Raw genomic sequence first — 18,841 nt, forward strand, 5'->3', positions numbered from 1 at the left:
CCAAAAAATTGATTCAATTGCGCAGCAACACAAGCATTAGTCACGCATTTTACGGCGATGCCTACGGTATAAAATAATTGCGATGACTAAGAGCACCAAGCCTATAATGACATGGCTGACCTGACTGAAAATTTGCTGCATCAATTGTTGGTTTTCACCAAAATAATAACCCACGCAAGCTAAAAAAGTGGTCCAAATAATTGTGCCTAAACCACTATAAAACATAAATTTCCAAAATGGCATGTGGCTCATGCCTGCAGGAATACTGATGAGAGAACGAATAGCGGGAATCATGCGCCCAAAAAATACAATCCGATGTCCATATTGTTCAAACCAATGCAGGGAGTTTCGGACGTCTTGTTCTTTAATCCATAGATATTTACCGTAGCGATTGACCCAGTGGTAAATACTTTCATGTTTGCAGCGATAACCTACCCAATATAACACTGCCGCTGCGAACAATGAGCCGATACAGCCTGCAATGATGACACCCAATAGCAGTAATTGCCCTTGCGATGCAGAATAGCCTGCAGAGGGCATAATAATTTCAGAAGGAACGGGTGGAAAAACATTATCCAGAAACATTAACAGGGCAATACCAAGGTAGCCCAGTTGTTCCATAATGGAAATAATCCATTCAGTTAAGTTCATGCAGGTTGTGCTTTAGAAAAGTGCTTCTATCCTAAGCAGTATTGGACGAACAGTAAAGTCTTGCGCAATTTAGACTTAATCAAGCTCTGCATGGGTCAGGGTATAGATATATACACGTCTTAAGCTATATGCCACAAGTATAGGAATGGCACAGAGCAGGGCGTAATTCAAGAAATGCGCTTGTAGATGATAGCCAACAAATGCCGCAATAATACCGCCTAAAATTGCACCTAAAGCCACAATAAAAGTATGAGATTCATGTTCCAAACCATCTTGCATTGTTGCGCTATGCGTAGCAGTCACAGATTTTACAGGCGTAAAACGTAGTGTGTGCATTGAATTTGAAATTGTTGTTTTAGGCATAGCGTCACTCCTGATTGCGGCATATAAATTTAGGAATACATAACGATCCTTGAATTTTGGGTTATGGGAGATGTTGAGTTTGTGCTGAACATCTGCACCAATATAGCCACAGATTTTGTGGCTTATTTTGATTGAATGCTATCACCCAATCTGGGGATATTGCGCAATGCTTGGTAAACAAGCGTTGTATTTTTATGTTCTATGTAATCTTGCGTGAAGCATATATGTAGACATAAAAAATCCCCATACTGGATGAGGACTTTTTCAATATGATTAGAGTGGTCGATACAACATCAACATGGCTTTTGTTAGACCTTGTTGATGTGTATGAGCCTGTACGGATTACAGACGTTTACGTTTAGCTGCGGCAATTTGTGATTGGCGCATACGGAAACCTTCTTTTTGTTTCTCACTGGTTTTATCAATACAGTACACACAAGATACACCGTGTTCATAGCTTGGTAATTCAACTTCTTCAGGCAGTAATGGCCAACCGCAAGCATGACATTTGGTGTTTTGACCTTCTTGCATACCATGTGTCACCGCAGTACGGCCATCAAATACGAAACATTCACCTTCCCATAAGCTTTCATCGGCTGGTGTTTCTTCTAAGTATTTAAGTACGCCACCTTTTAAGTGATAAACCTCGGTAAAACCTTCTTGCAACAATAAAGAGGTCGATTTCTCACAACGAATCCCGCCTGTGCAGAACATCGCAATTTTTTTATCTTTATGCTGTTCTAGGTTTTGTTTCACATATTCTGGAAATTCACGGAACGTTTCGGTTTTCGGGTCAATTGCGCCCTTAAACGTTCCTGCTTTGTATTCATAGTCATTACGGGTATCAATCAGAATGACATCGTCACGAGCAATCAGTTCATTCCATTCTTTCGGGTCTAGGTAGTGACCGACTAAATCACGTGGTTTTACTTCTACACCCAAAGTCACAATTTCTTTTTTCAGCTTGATTTTCATTTTACGGAATGGCTTTTCAGAGCTATGTGACTCTTTGTATTCCATTGCGGTAAAGCCTTCATCCAACAGAAATTGGTGAACTTGATCAATCGCGGCACGATCACCCGCTACAGTTCCATTAATGCCTTCACCTGCCACAATAAGAGTACCGCAAAGGTTGATTGAATTTATCAAATCTAATAAGCGTTGTTGAAGATCGGCAGGATCTGCAACTTCTTTGAATTGATAAAGTGCGGCGACAACCCAAGTCGTGGTCGCTGGCTGTTCTACAGGTGCAAGCTGTTCTACAGTAGCGTTCATGGAGTACTCCAATAGATGAAAGACAAAAATTTAAGGCGCATATTCTAACCTGCTTTGTGTGAATATGCGAGAAAACCGAGTGCGGTACATGGTTTTTAAAGCACGACACAACATTTTAAAAATGTAGCAGAACGGGGTATGATGCCACTCGTTTCAAAGAAGAATGTTGTGTTCATGTTGATGCGCCAACAGGTGTTGTTAAATATTGGAGTGTTGTGTTGAGTAAGGATCGTCAAATTGCCACTTTAACCCCGTGTGCAGGTCGTTGTTCTACGGTGTTTGGTGATGCTGTCTGTCGAGGTTGCCGTCGCTTTAACCATGAAGTGATTCGATGGAACAGCTATACGCCTGAACAACACACTGCCGTTTGGCGTCGTTTAGATGCACAGCTCGATCAGATTTTAGTGCCTATGTTGCCTTTTGCTGACCTGCGTCATGTCGAAGGGTTTATCCGCTCTAAGCGTGTGCGTTTACGAGATGATGCTTCAAAAGGGCGTAAGCTGTACCATGCACTGAAAATTTGTGAAAAAAATCGACATTTTACCGATGAAAGCGGCTTGGGCATTCACTACAAAGAAGTGCGACCTTTGTGGCAGGAGTTTGAACGTCGCGTGTTGGCGCTTGCAACCGCAAGTTATGATTTTGCATTTTTAAGGGCTGATGGTATTAGCCATAGCTTATTGCATAGCTTGCAAGATGATTAATTTGTAATTCTTGCGATTAAAGGCTAGAAAGACTTTTATTGAACCATAAAAAAACTCGCAAAATTTGCGAGTTTTTTTATTTTGTACAGGAATGGCTTAAGCCACTTGTACAGGAATACAGTTTGCAGTGTGGCTCACGGTATTGTCTGGGTTTGCATAGACCAAACGTGGTTCGTGCGCATTGGCTTCTGCTTCAGTGAAGTCACCAAAGGTTGCAATAATAATAATATCGCCTACATCGGCTTGGTGTGCAGCACCACCATTGACTGAAATGATGCCTGAGTTGTCTTCACCACGAATTGCATAAGTTGTGAAGCGCTTACCATTGGTCACGTTCCATACGTGGATTTCTTCATATTCACGAATGCCAGCCAAATCCATGAGTGTTCCGTCAATTGCACATGAACCTTCGTAGTGAAGTTCTGCATGAGTTACAAAAGCACGGTGGATTTTGCATTTTAATAAACGAGATAGCATGGTGAGCGTCTCCTTAGTGGACCTAAGATTTTATCTTATGGTTGAATTCAAACACTGCTTGCTGGATGTCAGTTCCGAGCAGAAAGCGCATTTTGCTCTGAAAATTGCGACATGGCAAGTGTGATTGTTCAACAATTGTGGATTCATCAGTTCGGTTTATAGGCATTGATTTGATTCATGGCTTGTTGTACTTCGCCATTGACCAGTAACTTGATACGACCTAATGCATGTGCAAGTGCATCATCCATTAAAGTTTGCTCGCTACTTGGTGCTTTGCTCAGTACATGACCAGACACGCGTTCTTTTGAACCCGGATGCCCAATACCAATGCGTAAACGATGGAAGTTTGGACCTGTGTGCGGCACGATGTCACGTAAACCATTATGTCCACCATGACCACCACCCGTTTTTAGGCGAATGATCCCTGGGTTCATATCCAGTTCATCATGAGCAATCAGCATTGCTTCAGGTGCAATTTGATAGAATTTGGCGAAGGGAACAACACTTTGACCAGAACGATTCATAAAGGTTGTGGGTAATAACAGACGAACGTCTTGACCTTCGATATTACCACGTCCGCTGATCCCGTGAAATTTAGGATCGGCTTTTAATGTAATGCCATATTGATCTGCAAGGCGTTCTACAAACCAGAAGCCTGCATTATGGCGGGTTTGGGCATACTCTTTACCAGGGTTGCCCAAACCAACAATCAGTGAAATATTAGCCACTAATTATACCATGAACACTTATGCGCGTTTGAAGTCAGCGTGCATAGGTGTGTTTTTAGCAGGGTGACGTTGTAACGCTTGGATTTTCACGTTTTCAACTTTGTCGCCTACTTTGATTTCTACAACTTCTTCAAAGAAAGCATTGCTTTCTAAAGCTTTTACAAGCTCACGAAGTTCTAAAGTGATTGTTACAGGCTCAGCGTCGCCACCATAAATGATAGCTGGAACTAATGCAGCGTGACGAAGGCGGCGGCTCGCACCTTTCCCTTGGTTAGCTGCTTCACGCGCTTGAGCGTTTAATACGAAGTTTGCCATGATAGACATCCTTATTTTGAGTTTAAATAAACTAGATCTGCGACCAATCTAGTGATAGAAAACCCTGCCAAGTGGCAGGGCTTTGAAAATTTAGCGCTCTATTATAGATAAGAATCGAACATTGCGCTAATAGATTCTTCGTTGTTAATACGGCGAATTGTTTCTGCAACCATACTTGCTACAGATACTTGGCGAATTTTACCAAGTGCTTGAGCTTCTTCTGAAAGAGGAATGGTGTCTGTAACAACCAGTTCATCAATCACAGAATTTTTCAGGTTTTCAATCGCTTTGCCTGAAAGTACAGGGTGGGTAGCATAAGCAACAACGCGGCGAGCACCAAAAGTTTTAAGTGCATCGGCAGCTTTGCATAATGTACCTGCAGTATCCACCATGTCATCTACAATGACACAGTCACGATCTTTTACATCACCAATCAAATGCATCACTTGTGATTCATTCGCTTTTTGACGACGTTTATCGATAATTGCAAGATCGATATCACCCATTTGTTTTGCAACAGCGCGCGCACGAACCACACCACCAACGTCTGGTGAAACTACCATGAGATTGTCGTGTGACTGTTGACGCAGGTCAGCCAATAGCGCAGGCGTACCATAAATGTTGTCTACAGGGATGTCGAAGAAACCTTGAATTTGGTCTGCGTGCAAGTCAATCATCACTACACGGTCAATCCCTACAGTGGTGAGCATATCTGCAACCACTTTAGCGGTAATTGGAACACGTGTAGAACGAGGACGACGGTCTTGGCGGGCATAACCGAAGTAAGGAATAACGGCAGTAATACGACCTGCACTTGCACGACGCAACGCGTCAGCCATCACCAAGATTTCCATGAGGTTGTCATTGGTTGGCGCACAAGTAGGTTGTACGATAAATACGTCTTTACCACGGACATTCTCGGTAATCTCTACAGCAATCTCACCATCAGAGAAGGTAGAAACTGATGCAGCACCTAAAGGAATGTGCAAGTGGCTTACGACTTTTTGAGCGAATTGTGGATGCGCGGTTCCACTAAAAACGACAAGATTGGGCATGAAGCACCCTTGGCGGTTGGTGTATGTAAGAATAGATGGCAGGGGTAGCTGGATTCGAACCAACGGATGCCGATATCAAAAACCGGTGCCTTACCACTTGGCGATACCCCTAATGCGGCAGAACTTTAATATTTTTACTGCGTTCTGTCAAGGTAAATTAACAGGATAGCGGTAATATTGGGGGTTCTGTCTAATGCGAGAAAATGGCAGGGGTAGCTGGATTCGAACCAACGGATGCCGATATCAAAAACCGGTGCCTTACCACTTGGCGATACCCCTAGATTTGATCACTGTAAGATGGCAGGGGTAGCTGGATTCGAACCAACGGATGCCGATATCAAAAACCGGTGCCTTACCACTTGGCGATACCCCTAATACAGTAATCTACAGGTGAAAGAGATGGCAGGGGTAGCTGGATTCGAACCAACGGATGCCGATATCAAAAACCGGTGCCTTACCACTTGGCGATACCCCTATTGTACTGTGAAATGTCGTAATGGAGATTCATCTAAGCTGTTCACAACGTACGCAGTACATGGTGAGTGTGCCAAAATGTCGTCTACATTCATTTCTGCAGTCACTTCAGTAAAGACACAAGCACCTGTACCTGTAAGCTTTGCTTGACCAAATTGGTCTAAATAACGCATTGCTTCATCAACTTCGGGGTATAAATTTCGTGCCACAGGCTCAAAATTATTTCCAAAGTCAGATGGCTTTATCTGATAGCCGCAGAATTTAGTGGGCTTCGTGTTTCTTGTCAATGTTTTTTGTGAAAAAAGTAGTTGAGTGCTGATAAAACAGTCAGGTTTTAACACAATATATTGTTTTGCGGCTAAGTCTATGAATGTTAACTGTTCACCAATGCCTTCTGCCCATGCATTACGACCATGCACAAAGATCGGTACATCTGCTCCGAGCTGTAAACCAAGTTCAGCTAGTTTTTGAGTATCCAAGCCACATTGCCAAAGTTGATTGACTACAATTAAGGTGGTTGCGGCATTGGATGAACCTCCGCCAAGCCCTGCACCCATAGGGATGTGCTTCTCAATTTTAATATTTAAACCTGTGACTTGTTTCGCGTAGGGTTTTAAAATTTGCGTGGCTTTGTAAATCAGGTTTTGCTCTAAATTGACACTGTTTAAACCCTGAATTTGAATGCTTTGAGTATCATTGACTTCAAATTCTAGCCAGTCGTATAAATCAATCAGTTGAAAAATAGTCTGCAATTCATGGTAGCCGTTGTCACGACGCCCAGTAATGTGCAAAAACAGATTTAATTTGGCAGGTGAGGGTACACGAATCATGGCGAAACTTGGCAAGTGATTAACGATTTTGGATGAGCATTGTAATACGGTTTTCTTGCCCTGATTCAAGTGCTTGTTTCAAAATCAGACGGTTTGGCAAACTGGCACTGTCGTTATAGCTCAAATCGACCGTCCAACCATCTTCAATAAATTGAGTCGGGCGCTGTTGGGGGTCTTTTTGAATTTGGGCATTGACCGTTGCAGGTCGGGCTTGTACCCAATCGACCAAGTGGGTGATGGGCGCTTGCCAACCTGTGGCTTGTTCTAACAGTTCTTCAGGACTTTCGGCATAAATTATCCCTGTTTTGGCACTGTTGAGGGTGACTTGTCCTGGTTGTCCGCTAATTTGCGTTTTACCAACGCCCAAAATGCCGCTCAGTTCAATATCAAACTGCTGTTGCTGCTGTACCCAAGTAAAAAAGGCACTGCCAGATTGCTGCGGAGTGCGCACACCAATTTTGCCTTGTAGGTTAAATTGATTTTCGGCTTCAACTTGCTGTGAAATGTTGGCTGGTTTTTGTACGAAAGGCTGACAACCTGTCAGTACAAGGCTACTGGTGGCAAAAAGGGTTAATCCTAATTTTGAAAATAAACGCATGAATCATTTAACTCTTTTAACTGGCTGCGGTAACAATAGCGAATTTAATTGTTGCAATTGCGGATCATTCGGATGATTTTGTTGTAATTGTTGTAACACTTGGCTGAATTTTTGAATATCGCCTTGCATATACAACGATTTTGCATAACGTGAGCCAATCGCGGCACTATGACTCAGGGCGTAAGCTTTTTCTAAAGCTTGTGCCGAAGCGGTGTAGTCATTTTGCAAATAGCTGACATAACCTAAAGTATCTAAAATAGAGGCCTGTTCAGGTGCAAACTCAAGTGCTTGTTCTACATAGCGACGTGCTTCATCCAAACGGCGATTTTGCAGTGCAAGGGTATAGGCGTAGGCATTTAAATAGGTTGGGCTGTTCGGCTCAATTTCCAGTAACTTGGTGAGCAGTTGATCCAGTTTGTCTTTTTCCTGATGTGCATCCAATAGTAAGACTTCTGAATAGATCAGGTCAGGATCATCGGGCAGGTTTTTGATGGCTTCATCTAACAAACGCAGTGCTGCTTTTTTATTATCCATACGTTTTAAAATATCGGCCTGTGCCTGATATAAAAAACTGGCATGCTGCGGATAGTTGACCCGTTCCTGCGTTAAAAAGCGCAAGGCATCGTTCAGTTTATCTTGCTGGGCAAAAATACTGATCATGTTGCGACGTGAAACCGTATAGAGGCTACCATCCACCAAACGATAATAGGCTTTGGCTGTTTCAAAGTGCTGTTTACGTTCGGCATTGACCGCTAAATAAAAATAGGCTTCGTTTTGATATTGTGCCGAATAGCGTAGCTCTACCAAATACTTTTCGGCTTTTTCGTATTGTTTTAAGTCAATACTGGTCAAACCTGCAATAAATAAGGCTTCATCTTCCGTAGGCCATTTTTTTAAAATAGCTTCTAGCTTTGTTAGCGCCAAAGTGGCTTCATTTTTTTTGACCAGATATTTGGCTTCGGCTAAACGGACTTCAAAGTTATTGTTGTGCTTACGGCTAGATTTAGCATACCAAGCTGCCGTTTCTTCTTCATTGCCAAGTACGCTCAACAAATTGGCTTTCATTAAAATATAGCCAGTGACTTTCGGGCGTTTACGCAGCGCTCGGTTAATGGTATCGAGCGCGGCTTGATATTGTCCATTTTGCGCTTTTAAACCTGCAATCAATACCAAAATAGATGGATTGTCTTTGGCTTTGCTGGTGCGCAGGGCTTGAATCAGAAATTCACGGTCTTCTACAGATTCAGGGGAAATTCCCGCCAAAATTTGTTCTAAGTCAGCCGTGGCATCAATATTTAGAATTTTATCTAAGGTTTCTGCAGCCAAGTCATATTCATGCGCTTTGAGTGCAATGTGCGCCAAATAAAACAGTGCAGGGACATCGGATGGTTCTTGTACCACCCAATGTGTTGCAATATCTAATGCGGCACGTAGGTCATTTTGTTCAATGGCAATATTCAGGGCGCGTTGTTTAATGGAAGTCGAATTGTTCTTAATTGCCAAGACCGTGTAGTTGTGTAATGCAGTTGGAATATCGCCATAAGCCAAGGCAAATTCTGCCACCATGGTTTGTTTTACCGCATTATAATTTGAATTTGCATGATAAATTTCTTCAGATGCTCTAAGATGAGCAACTGAAGCCATGCTACCGACCAGTAAGAATGTGGTAGAATATTGCTTAATTGTCGCGCCGTATGGTCGGCTATTTGTTTGACGCAATTTTTCTTGATCCAAGTAATGCTTTTTATGACACCGTTATTGCACAATAGCATAAATTTAGCGAAATGATGATCTGATATGTCTTTCTTTGCATTGGGTGTCAACCATCAAACCGCCTCTGTAGAGTTGCGCGAGCAAATTGCATTTAACCCAGAAAAGTTAAGTGCCTTACTTGCTGAGCAAAGCCAACATCCCGAACTGAATGATTTGGTGGTGGTGTCTACCTGCAACCGTACCGAAGTCTACGCCATGTCTGAACATCCAGAACAGGTGTTGGATTGGCTTGCACACGTCAATGGTATTGATGCGAAGCAATTGAGTCGTCATGTTTATCGTTATGAAAATGCACAGGCGGTGTCGCATTTAATGCGCGTAGCCAGTGGGCTAGATTCACTCATGTTGGGTGAGCCGCAAATTTTAGGTCAGGTCAAAACTGCGCTGTCTTTAGCCAAAGACTCACATACGGTTTCGCAACAACTCAACCGAATTTTTGAATATGCGTTTTATGCTGCCAAACGGGTACGTTCAGAAACTGCCGTAGGCAGCCATGCCGTGTCTATGGGTTATGCGGTTGCGCAACTGGCGTTACAAGTATTTAGCCATCCTGAAAAACTAACCGTGATGGTGGTGGCAGCAGGCGAAATGAATAGCCTTGTAGCGAAGCATTTAGCTGAGATGGGCGTCGCTAAAATTTTAATTTGTAACCGTACCCGCGCCCGCGCCGAAACTTTGGCACAAGAAATTGCGCATCGGGTTGAAGTTGAAATTATTGAATTTGATCGGTTAGCAGCCAATTTACACCGCGCTGATGTAATTTCAAGCTGTACGGGTAGTTTGCATCAGGTGATTGCTTATCCTGAAGTGAAAGCAGCGTTAAAGAAACGTCGCTATCAGCAAATGTTGTTGGTCGATTTGGCCGTGCCACGTGATATTGATCCTAAAATTGAAAATTTGGATGGCGTGTATTTGTACGGGGTCGATGACCTGCAAAGCGTGATTGATGAAAACTTGGCGCAGCGTCGTCAGGCGGCTGTGGAAGCAGAGCTAATGGTCAATCAGCTTGTGACTGAGTTGGTGACCCATCAAAAAGTTCAGCAAGCAGGTGCGACCATTCATGCTTACCGTGAACATGGCGAAAGCTTGCGTCAGGAAGAATTAAATTTGGCGATGGCGCGTATTGCCAAAGGTGAAGATGCTGCACAAGTTATGCAAGAATTTTCCTATCGTTTAACCCAAAAACTGCTGCATCCAACTTCTATTTTATTGCGTGAAGCAGCCAAAGGTGATGAGCCTGAATGTTTTGAGTTTATGCAGGAAAATTTAGCAGCGACTGCCAAACGTCGTCGCAAATAAGTAAGATTAACGTGATTTACAAAAAAGATTTTTGACGATACAAACTTAATCTAATCAGACCAGATCGCTTATTCCTCTAACAAGGTCAGCGATCTTTTTTTATCAATTTCATAAATTTGATGTTTCAAGCGCTTCATTTCTTCAATACTGCTGAATTTTTTGGAGCGAATTTTTTGCTGTAAACAGTCGTATTGCAATTTGGTCGAAAAATCCTGCGCCAATTTATCGACGTGTTCAGGAGAAGTCGTGTAATCACTGACATTGGCTTGTTGTAAAATGCGCTGTAATTCATAGTGATACGCTGAGCATGCACCCAAAATATAATATTTGGCTTGTTCAGGATCATCGGGTAGATCATCAAAAATAGTATTTAAAATATTTAAGATTTGGTGTAGCAGATGATCATTTGGAATCAGCGCACGTAACGGTTCAAAGTGAATATACAAATACGGGTGATTGATTAGAATCGCAATCACATATTCTTCGGCATCGACTTTGGTGCTAAAACTCAAAGATGCATCGTTATTGGTCTGTGCCTGCCATTTACGGTTAAAGCCTAACTTTTCACGGAAAAACTGTTGCAGCAAATAGCGATAAGAACCCGTTTTGGGCAAAAGTTCGGTCAACTGCCGCAGTTCACCCATGACCTGACTTTTGCCTTCAGGGGTACTGATATTATGGTTTTGGGTGAGATGCGCAAAGACAAAATCTGATAGCAAAGGTGCTTGATCTAATAAACGTCGGAAGTTTTCGATGCCTTCACGACGAATAAGTGAGTCAGGGTCGTGCTCATTGGGTAAAACAAAGAACTTCAGTTCACGTCCATCATTGAGCAAAGGCAGTGCAATTTCTAGTGTGCGACGTGCGGCTTTTTGACCTGCGGCATCGCCATCAAACGCGATGGTAATGCGGTTGTTTTGGCGGAATAGAATGTTTAAATGATCGGTATTACTGGCTGTACCGAGTGTCGCTACAGCACCATGAATGCCGTATTGCTGCAAGGCAATCACATCCATATAGCCTTCGACCATTAAATAATCTTGGGCTTTTTGTTTGCGTCCTTCATATAAACCATAGAGCAATTGGTTTTTATGAAACACTTCCGAATCGGGCGAGTTGATGTATTTGGGTTTGATTTCATCATTAAGTGCGCGACCACCAAAGCCGACCACACGTCCTTTGCTGTCACGGATTGGAAAAATCACCCGATCACGTAATAAATCGAAGTCACGTCCCTTGTCACTGGTACGAATTAAGCCTAGCAGTTTTAAACCTGCAATGTCTTGCGGAAAGGCTTTTTCTAAATGCTGCCAATCTTCGGGTGCGTAACCCAAGCGCCAAAACTGCAAGGTTTGTGCGGTTAAACCACGTTTTTGAAAATACTGTTGCGCGGCAGGGCTGTGCGGCAATTGCTGCTCATAATATTGCGCTATATTTTCTAGCAAGTCGTATAAGTTGCCTTCTTGTGCAGGTGTGTCCTGCATGGTGTCCCATTGCTCAAAACCTGCAAACGGGTCGGCATTGTTTTGAAATTCCGAGTTCTGAAATTCCGAGTTTGCGTATTCAGCACTTTGAAACTCGGCAAAAGGATCAAAGTCGATGCCAGAAGCTTCAAAAGTATGTTCGCTTGATGTGGTTTGAGCTGCAGAAGTTTCATTCTGGTCTTTTGCTGTTGGTTTGGGTTGAGCTATCGGTGTTGGCTTTTTGGCTTCACGTTTATAAGAGAGTTTTTTATTGTCGTGCTGATCTTTTGGGAGTTCGATGCCTGTTTGACTGGCCAAGTCTTTCATGACATCTACAAAATTGCGGTTATCAATATCCATTAAAAAACGGATGGCGTTACCATTTGCCTGACAGCCAAAGCAATGATAATACTGCTTGTCACGGTAAACGTGAAAAGACGGGGTTTTTTCCTGATGGAACGGGCAGCAGCCCGAATAGGTACGACCAGTTTTTTTTAATTTCACGCGCTGACTAATCAGATCGACAATATCAGTGCGATCTAAAATTTGATCAATCGTGTGCTGTGGAATGGCCATACGGTTTTGTCTGTTATCTCTTGGTAGTGAAAGGTTCGCCGAACAGGTTGAATACATCAGACTGTGCTGATTGACTCAATGAGTATTCTCTTTTGTATCTTTTTCTAGGACAGGAAACAAGCCCATAAAAGAACAAAGGGCAAGTATCATAACTTGCCCTTTGCATTTTTCAAAACTGAAAAATCAGTCGGAATGGTTTTATTCAGTGCTGTCGTTTTGAGATTTTGGACGATCGAGCAAGCCAAAACTCAAACGGTTGGTGAGGCTGCGTGATGGCTCTGCTTGTGCTTTAGTATCTGACTGTTGTGCTTCGGTGCTGCTTTGCGCTTCACGTCCGAAAATACCCAAAGTTGCACGGTTAATCCAGCTTGCGTCATGACGGGCAGCACGTAAATTCACGCTACCATCTGCTTTAACCAAATTTGGATAGTTCAGTTTCAACACATCAATATATTGCTGAGCTGTGGCTTGATCGCCCAGTTTGCCATAACCATAAGCCACCGTTGCCAATGCTTCTGGAATTTGTGGAGTTTGCGGATAATGCTCAACTACCCACAATGAACGCTCTACTGCAGCCACCCATGCTTTACGTTTAATGTTATAACGTGCTGCATTCATTTCGGCTTCTGCCAGTTCCTGACCAATAAACTGCATACGCTGTGCAGCATCTACCGCATAAGTGCTCGATGGATAGCGACGGATAAAATCGACAAAGTTTTGATACGCTAGTTTTAAATAGCTGACATCACGGTGCGCTTGCTTGAGCGAGGTATAACGCAACAAACCATCATAGTTTTGTTCCATATTCGCTACGCCACGTACATAGTAGACATAATCGGCTTTAGGATGCTGCGGGTTCATGCGGATAAAACGATCTGCAACAGCAATTGCGCCTTCATAATCTTTTTGCTGGAATTTTGCATACAACAATTCAAGCTGCGCTTGCTGCGCATAATCACCCGTTGGATAATAGGTTTCTAAAGCTTCAAGATGCTTAACGGCATCGGTGTATTGACCAAGATCCAGTGCTTTTTCTGCTTTTTCAATATAAACCTGTTCGCTAGATTGCGGACCAGTATCGACCACTTCTTTTTTTGGATTGCTGCTACAGCCCACAATTGCAGACGCAACGCCGAGTGAAAGAGCAAGCATTGTTATTTTATAACGTGGTAGCGACATAAAAATTCCTCTGTTAATACGGGCAATGAGCTACAATTGCGCTATTAAACCACTTTTGTCTGAATGAGCAAATGAGTCAAGCACAATCTACCCATTCCAATTTACCTGAAACTGAGTTCAATTTACTTGAAGATGCTGAGGATGCAGATAACCATACTTCAGACTCAACTGCAACACGTTTATCGTTGCAATTTCAATTGGATGACAGCCACTTAGGACTACGCATCGACCAAGTTGCAGCCATCATTTGGAGTGAATTTTCACGTGAAAAGCTAAAACAGTGGCTCAAAGACGGTCATTTGTTGGTAAATGGTAACACGGTCAAACCTAAATATAAGTGTGAAGGTGATGAGCTTCTTACCCTAGAAGTCGAGCTTGAAGCGCAAACCCGCAGCCTGCCTGAAGATATTCCACTGGATATTATTTATGAAGATGATGACATCATGGTGATTAATAAACCTGTGGGCATGGTGGTGCATCCGGGGGCGGGAAATAGCTCTGGAACTCTGGTAAATGCCTTGCTGCATCATTATCCAAAATCGGCAGAGTTAACTCGTGCAGGTTTGGTGCATCGTATTGATAAAGATACTTCGGGTTTGCTGGTGGTTGCCAAAAATCTGGAAGCACAGTTTGCCTTGACCAAGCAACTGGCGAAAAAGTCAGTTTATCGTTTATACGACTTGGTGGTGTACGGCAACATGATTGCGGGAGGCACTGTCGATGAGCCGATTAAACGCCATCCTGTAGATCGAGTGAAAATGGCTGTTTTGCCGGGCGGCAAAGACGCCGTCACACATTACAATGTTAAAGAACGCTTTCAGCATTTCACTCGTGTTCAGGCGCGTTTGGAAACTGGACGTACTCATCAAATTCGTGTGCATCTAAGTTATATTGGTTATGGTTTGGTTGGCGATCCTGTTTATACGCCACGTGTACGTGTGCCAGCAGGCGCATCGGCATTATTAAACGATACCTTACGTAACTTTAAACGTCAGGCCTTACATGCCGTCAAACTCGGTTTGGTGCATCCACGTACTCAAGAAGAAATGATGTTTGAAGCGCCGTGGCCTGAAGACTTTAAACAATTGGTAGACGTGTTACGCAGTGAAAATGCTGCCTATTAATTGTTGCATAGACAGCATTAACAAGATCAACTCAGATACGGCAATGCCAGAAAACGACTAAGGATAGATTTATGCAATTTGTTCAAGGATTACCTGCAGGTGTGTATGTTGGGCAAACCCGCATACAACATGTGCAAGCTTTAGCGACAGACTGTGCCGATGTATCTGGTTTTAATCTGGCGCTGCATGTGCAGGATGATGCATGGCGTGTGCAGCAGCATCGTATGAGTTTACTGGCAGAGTTTGCTGAATATGGGGTCGATAAAATGACGTGGATGACGCAAACACATAGCGTGTTGTGTCAGACCATTAATGAGCAAATCACTTGTGAAGCTTTAGAAGGCGATGGTTTGGTCACTCAGCGTAAAGCGCATGCTTTAATGATGATGACCGCAGACTGTTTACCTGTGGTTTTGGGCAATGCCGAAGGCACTGAGGTTGCGAATCTGCATGCAGGCTGGCGTGGTCTTGCCAACGGTATTATCGAAAACACCATCGTCGAAATGCAAAGTGCTCCAACATGGGCGTGGTTGGGTGCGGCTATTAGTCAGCCGTGTTTTGAAGTTGGGGCTGAGGTGAAACAGGCATTTTGCGATAAATATCCTGAATTAGACACGGCTTTTATTGCAGGGCAGCAGCAAGGTAAATATCTTGCTGACTTGTATGCGATCGCGCGTTTTATTTTGCAGCAGCATGGTGTTACAACGGTCTTGGGCGGTGATCAGTGCTCGTATCAACAAGCCGATGATTACTATTCTTACCGCCGTCAAGCACGTACAGGACGTATGGCAACATTCGTGTTTATGCAGGCTTAGTGTTAAACTTGACTTAATTATTTGGTTTTAAACATTCTCATGTCAGTGACTCATTCAACATCTTCTTGCGCTGCTATTCGTGTGGCGGTGGTTTATCACAGTCCTTATGGTCATACTGCTAAGGTGGCACAGCATATTGCACAAGGTGCTGCGCAAATGGATGCTCAGGTGACTTTGATGGATGTGGCTGAAATTGAATGGGATAGCCTAGATCAAGCCGATATTATCATTATGGGCTGTCCAACTTATATGGGCAGCATTACTTCGGCTTTAAAACAGTTTATGGAGCAATCGTCTAAGCGTTGGTTGGCCAGAACTTGGCAGGGCAAACTGGCGGCAGGTTTTACCAATGGCGGTGGTTTAAGTGGCGATAAACTGGCGGTGCTGCAACAAATTAATTTATTTGCGATGCAGCATGGCATGTTGTGGTCAGGTTTACCGTTTATGCCGACAGGGCGTAGTCCACACGATATTAACCGCATGTCGAGCTTTTTGGGTTTAATGACGCAGTCTGATAATGCCAGTGTTGAAGTTACGCCACCCGAAGGTGATTTGGAAACTGCAGTCAAATTTGGTAAATATTTGGTGGAATTAAAACTTAAAGACTAAGCATTTTTAGTTTTACAACTTCCATAAAAAATGCTCGATGTTGATCTCGAGCATTTTTTATGGGCGGAATGTGCAAAATTATTTGTGCATCAAACGTGCTTTATCACGCTGCCAATCGCGGTCTTTTTCAGAAGCGCGTTTATCGTGCAATTGTTTACCTTTCACCAAAGCAATTTCAAGCTTCGCTAAAGGGCCTTTCCAATAACATGCTAAAGGTACGCAAGAATAACCTTTTTGATTGACTGCACCCATCAACTTTTCAATTTCACGTCGTGAAAGTAAGAGTTTGCGGGTACGGGTCGCTTCAGGCACTACATGCGTTGAAGCCGACAAGAGTGGTTGAATTTGTGCACCAAATAAAAAGGCTTCATTGTCACGAAACAGGATATAACTTTCGGTAATAGTCATACGTCCTGCGCGCAAAGATTTGACTTCCCAACCTTGCAAAGAAAGTCCTGCTTCAAATTTTTCTTCAATAAAATAATCGTGGCGTGCACGTTTATTCTGTGCAATTGTTCCGCCCGTATTTTTTTTAACTACAGTTAGCTTCGCCATATTCAATTACTTCCAAACTTATGACTATTGTGCCTCAAACCAAGGCTTGCTGACAAATCAAAATCATCACAACTGTTGGCTAAACTGCTTTGATATTTCATAATTTGGTAGACTTTAGTTCACTAAAATTTTTTGTATTTGTTAAACTAACTTTGACAAAACCAACTAGAGCATAATGGATGTCTAAAACTCGCGTAATTTATCCGGGCACCTTTGACCCGATTACTAATGGTCATATTGACTTGGTGACACGTGCTGCAAAAATGTTTGATGAAGTCGTGGTCGCAATTGCCATTGGACATCATAAAAATCCAATTTTTACTTTGGAAGAACGTGTGGAATTGGCACAGGCATCTTTAAAGCATTTGCCTAATGTTGAATTTGTCGGATTTGATGGTTTATTGGTTAATTTTTTCCGTGAGCAAAATGCGACTGCAGTTTTGCGTGGTTTGCGTGCTGTTTCAGATTTTGAATATGAATTTCAGTTGGCAAATATGAACCGTCAATTAGATGCGAAATATGAAGCGGTATTTCTGACTCCTTCAGAGCAATATTCATTTATTTCTTCTACATTAGTTCGTGAAATTGCACGCTTAAAAGGTGATGTGACTAAATTTGTTGCACCTGTTGTGGTCGAAGCCTTTGAGCGTAAATTACGACAAGGTTGGTAGCGTGTCTTTATATATTACCGATGAATGTATTAACTGTGATGTCTGTGAACCTGTATGCCCAAATGAGGCAATTTATATGGGTGAGCTGATTTATGAGATTAATCCAGCATTATGTACTGAATGTGTAGGACATCACGAGCAGCCGCAGTGTCAGTTATTTTGCCCAGTCGATTGTATTCCGCTCGATCCAGAGCATGTAGAAACACAGGAACAATTGCTGGAAAAATATAAAAAACTGATTGCTCAAAAAAGCGCAAGCAATTAACTTATAATTTTGCTAAGATGCGCCTTCGAAGTGAACCAGACGATCGCTGCTGTGGAGGTCTCCGTGACTGAAACAGGGGAGGAAAGTCCGGGCTTCATAGGGCAGGGTGCCAGGTAACGCCTGGGCGGCGTGAGCCGACGGAAAGTGCAGCAGAGAGTAGACCGCCTTCATATGGTTTCTTTTTCGGAAGAAATTGAAGGTAAGGGTGAAAGGGTGCGGTAAGAGCGCACCGCATGGCTGGTAACAGTTCATGGCATGGTAAACCCCACCAGAAGCAAGACCAAATAGGAATCCTGAGGTACGGCCCGTACTGGATTCGGGTAGGTCGCTTGAGCGTATGAGTGATTGTACGCCTAGAGGAATGATCGTTCTCGACAGAACCCGGCTTATCGGTTCACTTCACCAAATTTTAAGCAATTGATGCGTGATAAGGCTTGACGTTGCCTAGATTACAGCAGATAATGCGCGCACAGTTTTTGGCTATGTAGCTCAGTTGGTTAGAGCACCGCACTCATAATGCGGGGGTCACAGGTTCAAGTCCCGTCATAGCCACCATTTTTCAGACCACGTTCACTAACGTGGTCTTTTTTTGTTTAAAATTTGTCTGTGCAATCTATTTGAGCTGTATCCAGTTGAATCTGCATTTGTAGGTTTTGAATTTGTTGCCAATTGGCTTGTTGATCAGAGTGAGCAAAAATTTTGGCATCGACCTGATTTAATTTTTTTAGCGAAATGTGTTGTGATGCACAATAACGCCCTACAGCACGCTCATAAGCCAGTTGTTGCTGCGCTGCAGCATTCAGTTGATGTGCCGTTAAAATCTTTTGCTGCCCTTTGGCATAAGCAACCAAGACACGTCGGTCTGCGATGCTATAACTCATTTTAGAATTAATAAATTGCGCAACATCACGCCGTACACCGTTGTAATCTACAAAAATAGGTGAAACCAAAGCGCAGGAACTTAAGCCAACAACAAGGCTACTCAGTATTATAGACTTCAAGATCATGGTTGAATTTATTCTCTTTTTTCTGTGTGACTTGA

Annotated in this window: 21 protein-coding genes, 5 tRNA genes and 1 other RNA gene; 9 read left to right on the forward strand and 18 right to left on the reverse strand. The window is 43.0% G+C overall.

Annotated elements, in window-relative coordinates; translation table 11 throughout:
* Window positions 1–36 precede the first annotated feature (36 nt).
* From FTT70_RS00655 to FTT70_RS00665, 3 genes are all read right to left on the reverse strand, one after another.
* Complete coding sequence (locus tag FTT70_RS00655) at window positions 37–651, reverse strand: DedA family protein (RefSeq protein ID WP_004972240.1); 615 nt, start codon at window positions 649–651, stop codon at window positions 37–39.
* Window positions 652–726: 75 nt separating this feature from the next.
* Window positions 727–1,014: a hypothetical protein gene (locus tag FTT70_RS00660; RefSeq protein WP_096901025.1), complete on the reverse strand. Its 288-nt coding sequence runs from the start codon at window positions 1,012–1,014 to the stop codon at window positions 727–729.
* Window positions 1,015–1,356: 342 nt separating this feature from the next.
* Window positions 1,357–2,289, reverse strand: coding sequence for a rhodanese-related sulfurtransferase (locus tag FTT70_RS00665; RefSeq protein WP_180061200.1), 933 nt, complete (start codon window positions 2,287–2,289; stop codon window positions 1,357–1,359).
* Between the two features lie 218 nt (window positions 2,290–2,507).
* Between FTT70_RS00665 and FTT70_RS00670 the strand changes: the two genes are divergently transcribed.
* Window positions 2,508–2,993: a DUF1289 domain-containing protein gene (locus FTT70_RS00670; protein WP_180005774.1), complete on the forward strand. Its 486-nt coding sequence runs from the start codon at window positions 2,508–2,510 to the stop codon at window positions 2,991–2,993.
* Between the two features lie 96 nt (window positions 2,994–3,089).
* Here the strand turns inward: FTT70_RS00670 and panD are convergent, their stop codons facing one another.
* The 11 genes from panD to FTT70_RS00725 form a co-directional block, all read right to left on the reverse strand.
* A complete protein-coding gene (gene panD, locus FTT70_RS00675; RefSeq protein ID WP_004972232.1) occupies window positions 3,090–3,470 on the reverse strand; it encodes an aspartate 1-decarboxylase in 381 nt (126 codons plus the stop codon).
* Between the two features lie 146 nt (window positions 3,471–3,616).
* On the reverse strand, window positions 3,617–4,198 hold the full coding sequence (gene pth, locus FTT70_RS00680; RefSeq protein WP_004972230.1) for an aminoacyl-tRNA hydrolase: 582 nt from the start codon (window positions 4,196–4,198) through the stop codon (window positions 3,617–3,619).
* A gap of 18 nt (window positions 4,199–4,216) precedes the next feature.
* Window positions 4,217–4,513 carry a 50S ribosomal protein L25 gene (gene rplY / locus FTT70_RS00685; protein ID WP_004972228.1) on the reverse strand — a complete coding sequence of 99 codons (297 nt, stop codon included), beginning with the start codon at window positions 4,511–4,513 and terminating at the stop codon, window positions 4,217–4,219.
* A 101-nt stretch (window positions 4,514–4,614) separates the two neighbouring features.
* A complete protein-coding gene (locus tag FTT70_RS00690) occupies window positions 4,615–5,568 on the reverse strand; it encodes a ribose-phosphate pyrophosphokinase (protein ID WP_004972226.1) in 954 nt (317 codons plus the stop codon).
* Between the two features lie 36 nt (window positions 5,569–5,604).
* A tRNA-Gln gene (locus FTT70_RS00695) sits at window positions 5,605–5,679 on the reverse strand.
* Between the two features lie 93 nt (window positions 5,680–5,772).
* A tRNA-Gln gene (locus FTT70_RS00700) sits at window positions 5,773–5,847 on the reverse strand.
* 19 nt (window positions 5,848–5,866) lie between these two features.
* A tRNA-Gln gene (locus FTT70_RS00705) sits at window positions 5,867–5,941 on the reverse strand.
* A 27-nt stretch (window positions 5,942–5,968) separates the two neighbouring features.
* Window positions 5,969–6,043: transfer RNA gene (locus tag FTT70_RS00710), tRNA-Gln, on the reverse strand.
* Window positions 6,042–6,872, reverse strand: a complete 831-nt coding sequence (gene ispE / locus FTT70_RS00715) for a 4-(cytidine 5'-diphospho)-2-C-methyl-D-erythritol kinase (protein ID WP_179994698.1) — start codon at window positions 6,870–6,872, stop codon at window positions 6,042–6,044. The genes FTT70_RS00710 and ispE overlap by 2 nt, the downstream gene beginning before the upstream one ends.
* Window positions 6,873–6,891: 19 nt before the next feature.
* Window positions 6,892–7,470, reverse strand: a complete 579-nt coding sequence (lolB, locus tag FTT70_RS00720; RefSeq protein WP_004972223.1) for a lipoprotein insertase outer membrane protein LolB — start codon at window positions 7,468–7,470, stop codon at window positions 6,892–6,894.
* A 3-nt stretch (window positions 7,471–7,473) separates the two neighbouring features.
* Entirely contained in the window at window positions 7,474–9,189 is a 1,716-nt protein-coding gene (locus FTT70_RS00725; RefSeq protein ID WP_180168176.1) for a tetratricopeptide repeat protein, read from the reverse strand.
* A 78-nt stretch (window positions 9,190–9,267) separates the two neighbouring features.
* Here FTT70_RS00725 and hemA point away from each other — a divergent pair, with 78 nt between their 5' ends.
* On the forward strand, window positions 9,268–10,542 hold the full coding sequence (gene hemA, locus FTT70_RS00730; RefSeq protein ID WP_104853143.1) for a glutamyl-tRNA reductase: 1,275 nt from the start codon (window positions 9,268–9,270) through the stop codon (window positions 10,540–10,542).
* 68 nt (window positions 10,543–10,610) lie between these two features.
* Here the strand turns inward: hemA and FTT70_RS00735 are convergent, their stop codons facing one another.
* Window positions 10,611–12,581 carry a DNA primase gene (locus FTT70_RS00735; RefSeq protein ID WP_096901021.1) on the reverse strand — a complete coding sequence of 657 codons (1,971 nt, stop codon included), beginning with the start codon at window positions 12,579–12,581 and terminating at the stop codon, window positions 10,611–10,613.
* Window positions 12,582–12,779: 198 nt separating this feature from the next.
* Entirely contained in the window at window positions 12,780–13,760 is a 981-nt protein-coding gene (locus tag FTT70_RS00740) for an outer membrane protein assembly factor BamD (protein ID WP_180168177.1), read from the reverse strand.
* Between the two features lie 71 nt (window positions 13,761–13,831).
* On the opposite strand from FTT70_RS00740, the gene rluD reads away from it, so the two are divergent.
* The 3 genes from rluD (at window position 13,832) to FTT70_RS00755 (ending at window position 16,308) form a co-directional block, all read left to right on the forward strand.
* Window positions 13,832–14,884: a 23S rRNA pseudouridine(1911/1915/1917) synthase RluD gene (gene rluD, locus FTT70_RS00745; protein ID WP_004972212.1), complete on the forward strand. Its 1,053-nt coding sequence runs from the start codon at window positions 13,832–13,834 to the stop codon at window positions 14,882–14,884.
* A 71-nt stretch (window positions 14,885–14,955) separates the two neighbouring features.
* Window positions 14,956–15,699, forward strand: a complete 744-nt coding sequence (gene pgeF, locus FTT70_RS00750; protein ID WP_167845845.1) for a peptidoglycan editing factor PgeF — start codon at window positions 14,956–14,958, stop codon at window positions 15,697–15,699.
* A gap of 39 nt (window positions 15,700–15,738) precedes the next feature.
* Complete coding sequence (locus FTT70_RS00755; RefSeq protein ID WP_004972210.1) at window positions 15,739–16,308, forward strand: flavodoxin family protein; 570 nt, start codon at window positions 15,739–15,741, stop codon at window positions 16,306–16,308.
* A 78-nt stretch (window positions 16,309–16,386) separates the two neighbouring features.
* On the opposite strand, the gene smpB is transcribed toward FTT70_RS00755, so the two are convergent.
* The gene (gene smpB / locus FTT70_RS00760) at window positions 16,387–16,863 is read right to left on the reverse strand and encodes an SsrA-binding protein SmpB (protein WP_004972209.1); all 477 of its coding nucleotides are present in this window, start codon (window positions 16,861–16,863) and stop codon (window positions 16,387–16,389) included.
* 179 nt (window positions 16,864–17,042) lie between these two features.
* On the opposite strand from smpB, the gene coaD reads away from it, so the two are divergent.
* From coaD to FTT70_RS00780, 4 genes are all read left to right on the forward strand, one after another.
* On the forward strand, window positions 17,043–17,534 hold the full coding sequence (coaD, locus tag FTT70_RS00765; protein WP_004972207.1) for a pantetheine-phosphate adenylyltransferase: 492 nt from the start codon (window positions 17,043–17,045) through the stop codon (window positions 17,532–17,534).
* 1 nt (window position 17,535) lies between these two features.
* Window positions 17,536–17,799 carry a YfhL family 4Fe-4S dicluster ferredoxin gene (locus tag FTT70_RS00770; protein ID WP_004972206.1) on the forward strand — a complete coding sequence of 88 codons (264 nt, stop codon included), beginning with the start codon at window positions 17,536–17,538 and terminating at the stop codon, window positions 17,797–17,799.
* A gap of 27 nt (window positions 17,800–17,826) precedes the next feature.
* An RNA gene (gene rnpB, locus FTT70_RS00775) (RNase P RNA component class A) lies at window positions 17,827–18,204 on the forward strand.
* A 73-nt stretch (window positions 18,205–18,277) separates the two neighbouring features.
* A tRNA-Met gene (locus FTT70_RS00780) sits at window positions 18,278–18,354 on the forward strand.
* 38 nt (window positions 18,355–18,392) lie between these two features.
* On the opposite strand, the gene FTT70_RS00785 is transcribed toward FTT70_RS00780, so the two are convergent.
* Window positions 18,393–18,806 (reverse strand): hypothetical protein, encoded by a 414-nt coding sequence (locus FTT70_RS00785; RefSeq protein ID WP_096901016.1) that lies wholly within the window; start codon window positions 18,804–18,806, stop codon window positions 18,393–18,395.
* Between the last annotated feature and the right edge of the window lie 35 nt (window positions 18,807–18,841).

Origin of the sequence: Acinetobacter sp. YH01003, from assembly GCF_013420525.1 — a bacterium.
Lineage (GTDB): Bacteria > Pseudomonadota > Gammaproteobacteria > Pseudomonadales > Moraxellaceae > Acinetobacter > Acinetobacter towneri.

What these genes read in the sequence shown, in the direction of transcription:
- FTT70_RS00655 (WP_004972240.1), bottom strand. Translation starts at nt 651, where the DNA reads ATGAACTTAACTGAATGGATTATTTCCATTATGGAACAACTGGGCTAC.
- FTT70_RS00660 (WP_096901025.1), bottom strand. Translation starts at nt 1,014, where the DNA reads ATGCCTAAAACAACAATTTCAAATTCAATGCACACACTACGTTTTACG.
- FTT70_RS00665 (WP_180061200.1), bottom strand. Translation starts at nt 2,289, where the DNA reads ATGAACGCTACTGTAGAACAGCTTGCACCTGTAGAACAGCCAGCGACC.
- panD (WP_004972232.1), bottom strand. Translation starts at nt 3,470, where the DNA reads ATGCTATCTCGTTTATTAAAATGCAAAATCCACCGTGCTTTTGTAACT.
- rplY (WP_004972228.1), bottom strand. Translation starts at nt 4,513, where the DNA reads ATGGCAAACTTCGTATTAAACGCTCAAGCGCGTGAAGCAGCTAACCAA.
- FTT70_RS00690 (WP_004972226.1), bottom strand. Translation starts at nt 5,568, where the DNA reads ATGCCCAATCTTGTCGTTTTTAGTGGAACCGCGCATCCACAATTCGCT.
- ispE (WP_179994698.1), bottom strand. Translation starts at nt 6,872, where the DNA reads ATGATTCGTGTACCCTCACCTGCCAAATTAAATCTGTTTTTGCACATT.
- lolB (WP_004972223.1), bottom strand. Translation starts at nt 7,470, where the DNA reads ATGCGTTTATTTTCAAAATTAGGATTAACCCTTTTTGCCACCAGTAGC.
- hemA (WP_104853143.1), top strand. Translation starts at nt 9,268, where the DNA reads ATGTCTTTCTTTGCATTGGGTGTCAACCATCAAACCGCCTCTGTAGAG.
- FTT70_RS00735 (WP_096901021.1), bottom strand. Translation starts at nt 12,581, where the DNA reads ATGGCCATTCCACAGCACACGATTGATCAAATTTTAGATCGCACTGAT.
- FTT70_RS00740 (WP_180168177.1), bottom strand. Translation starts at nt 13,760, where the DNA reads ATGTCGCTACCACGTTATAAAATAACAATGCTTGCTCTTTCACTCGGC.
- rluD (WP_004972212.1), top strand. Translation starts at nt 13,832, where the DNA reads ATGAGTCAAGCACAATCTACCCATTCCAATTTACCTGAAACTGAGTTC.
- pgeF (WP_167845845.1), top strand. Translation starts at nt 14,956, where the DNA reads ATGCAATTTGTTCAAGGATTACCTGCAGGTGTGTATGTTGGGCAAACC.
- FTT70_RS00755 (WP_004972210.1), top strand. Translation starts at nt 15,739, where the DNA reads ATGTCAGTGACTCATTCAACATCTTCTTGCGCTGCTATTCGTGTGGCG.
- smpB (WP_004972209.1), bottom strand. Translation starts at nt 16,863, where the DNA reads ATGGCGAAGCTAACTGTAGTTAAAAAAAATACGGGCGGAACAATTGCA.
- coaD (WP_004972207.1), top strand. Translation starts at nt 17,043, where the DNA reads ATGTCTAAAACTCGCGTAATTTATCCGGGCACCTTTGACCCGATTACT.
- FTT70_RS00785 (WP_096901016.1), bottom strand. Translation starts at nt 18,806, where the DNA reads ATGATCTTGAAGTCTATAATACTGAGTAGCCTTGTTGTTGGCTTAAGT.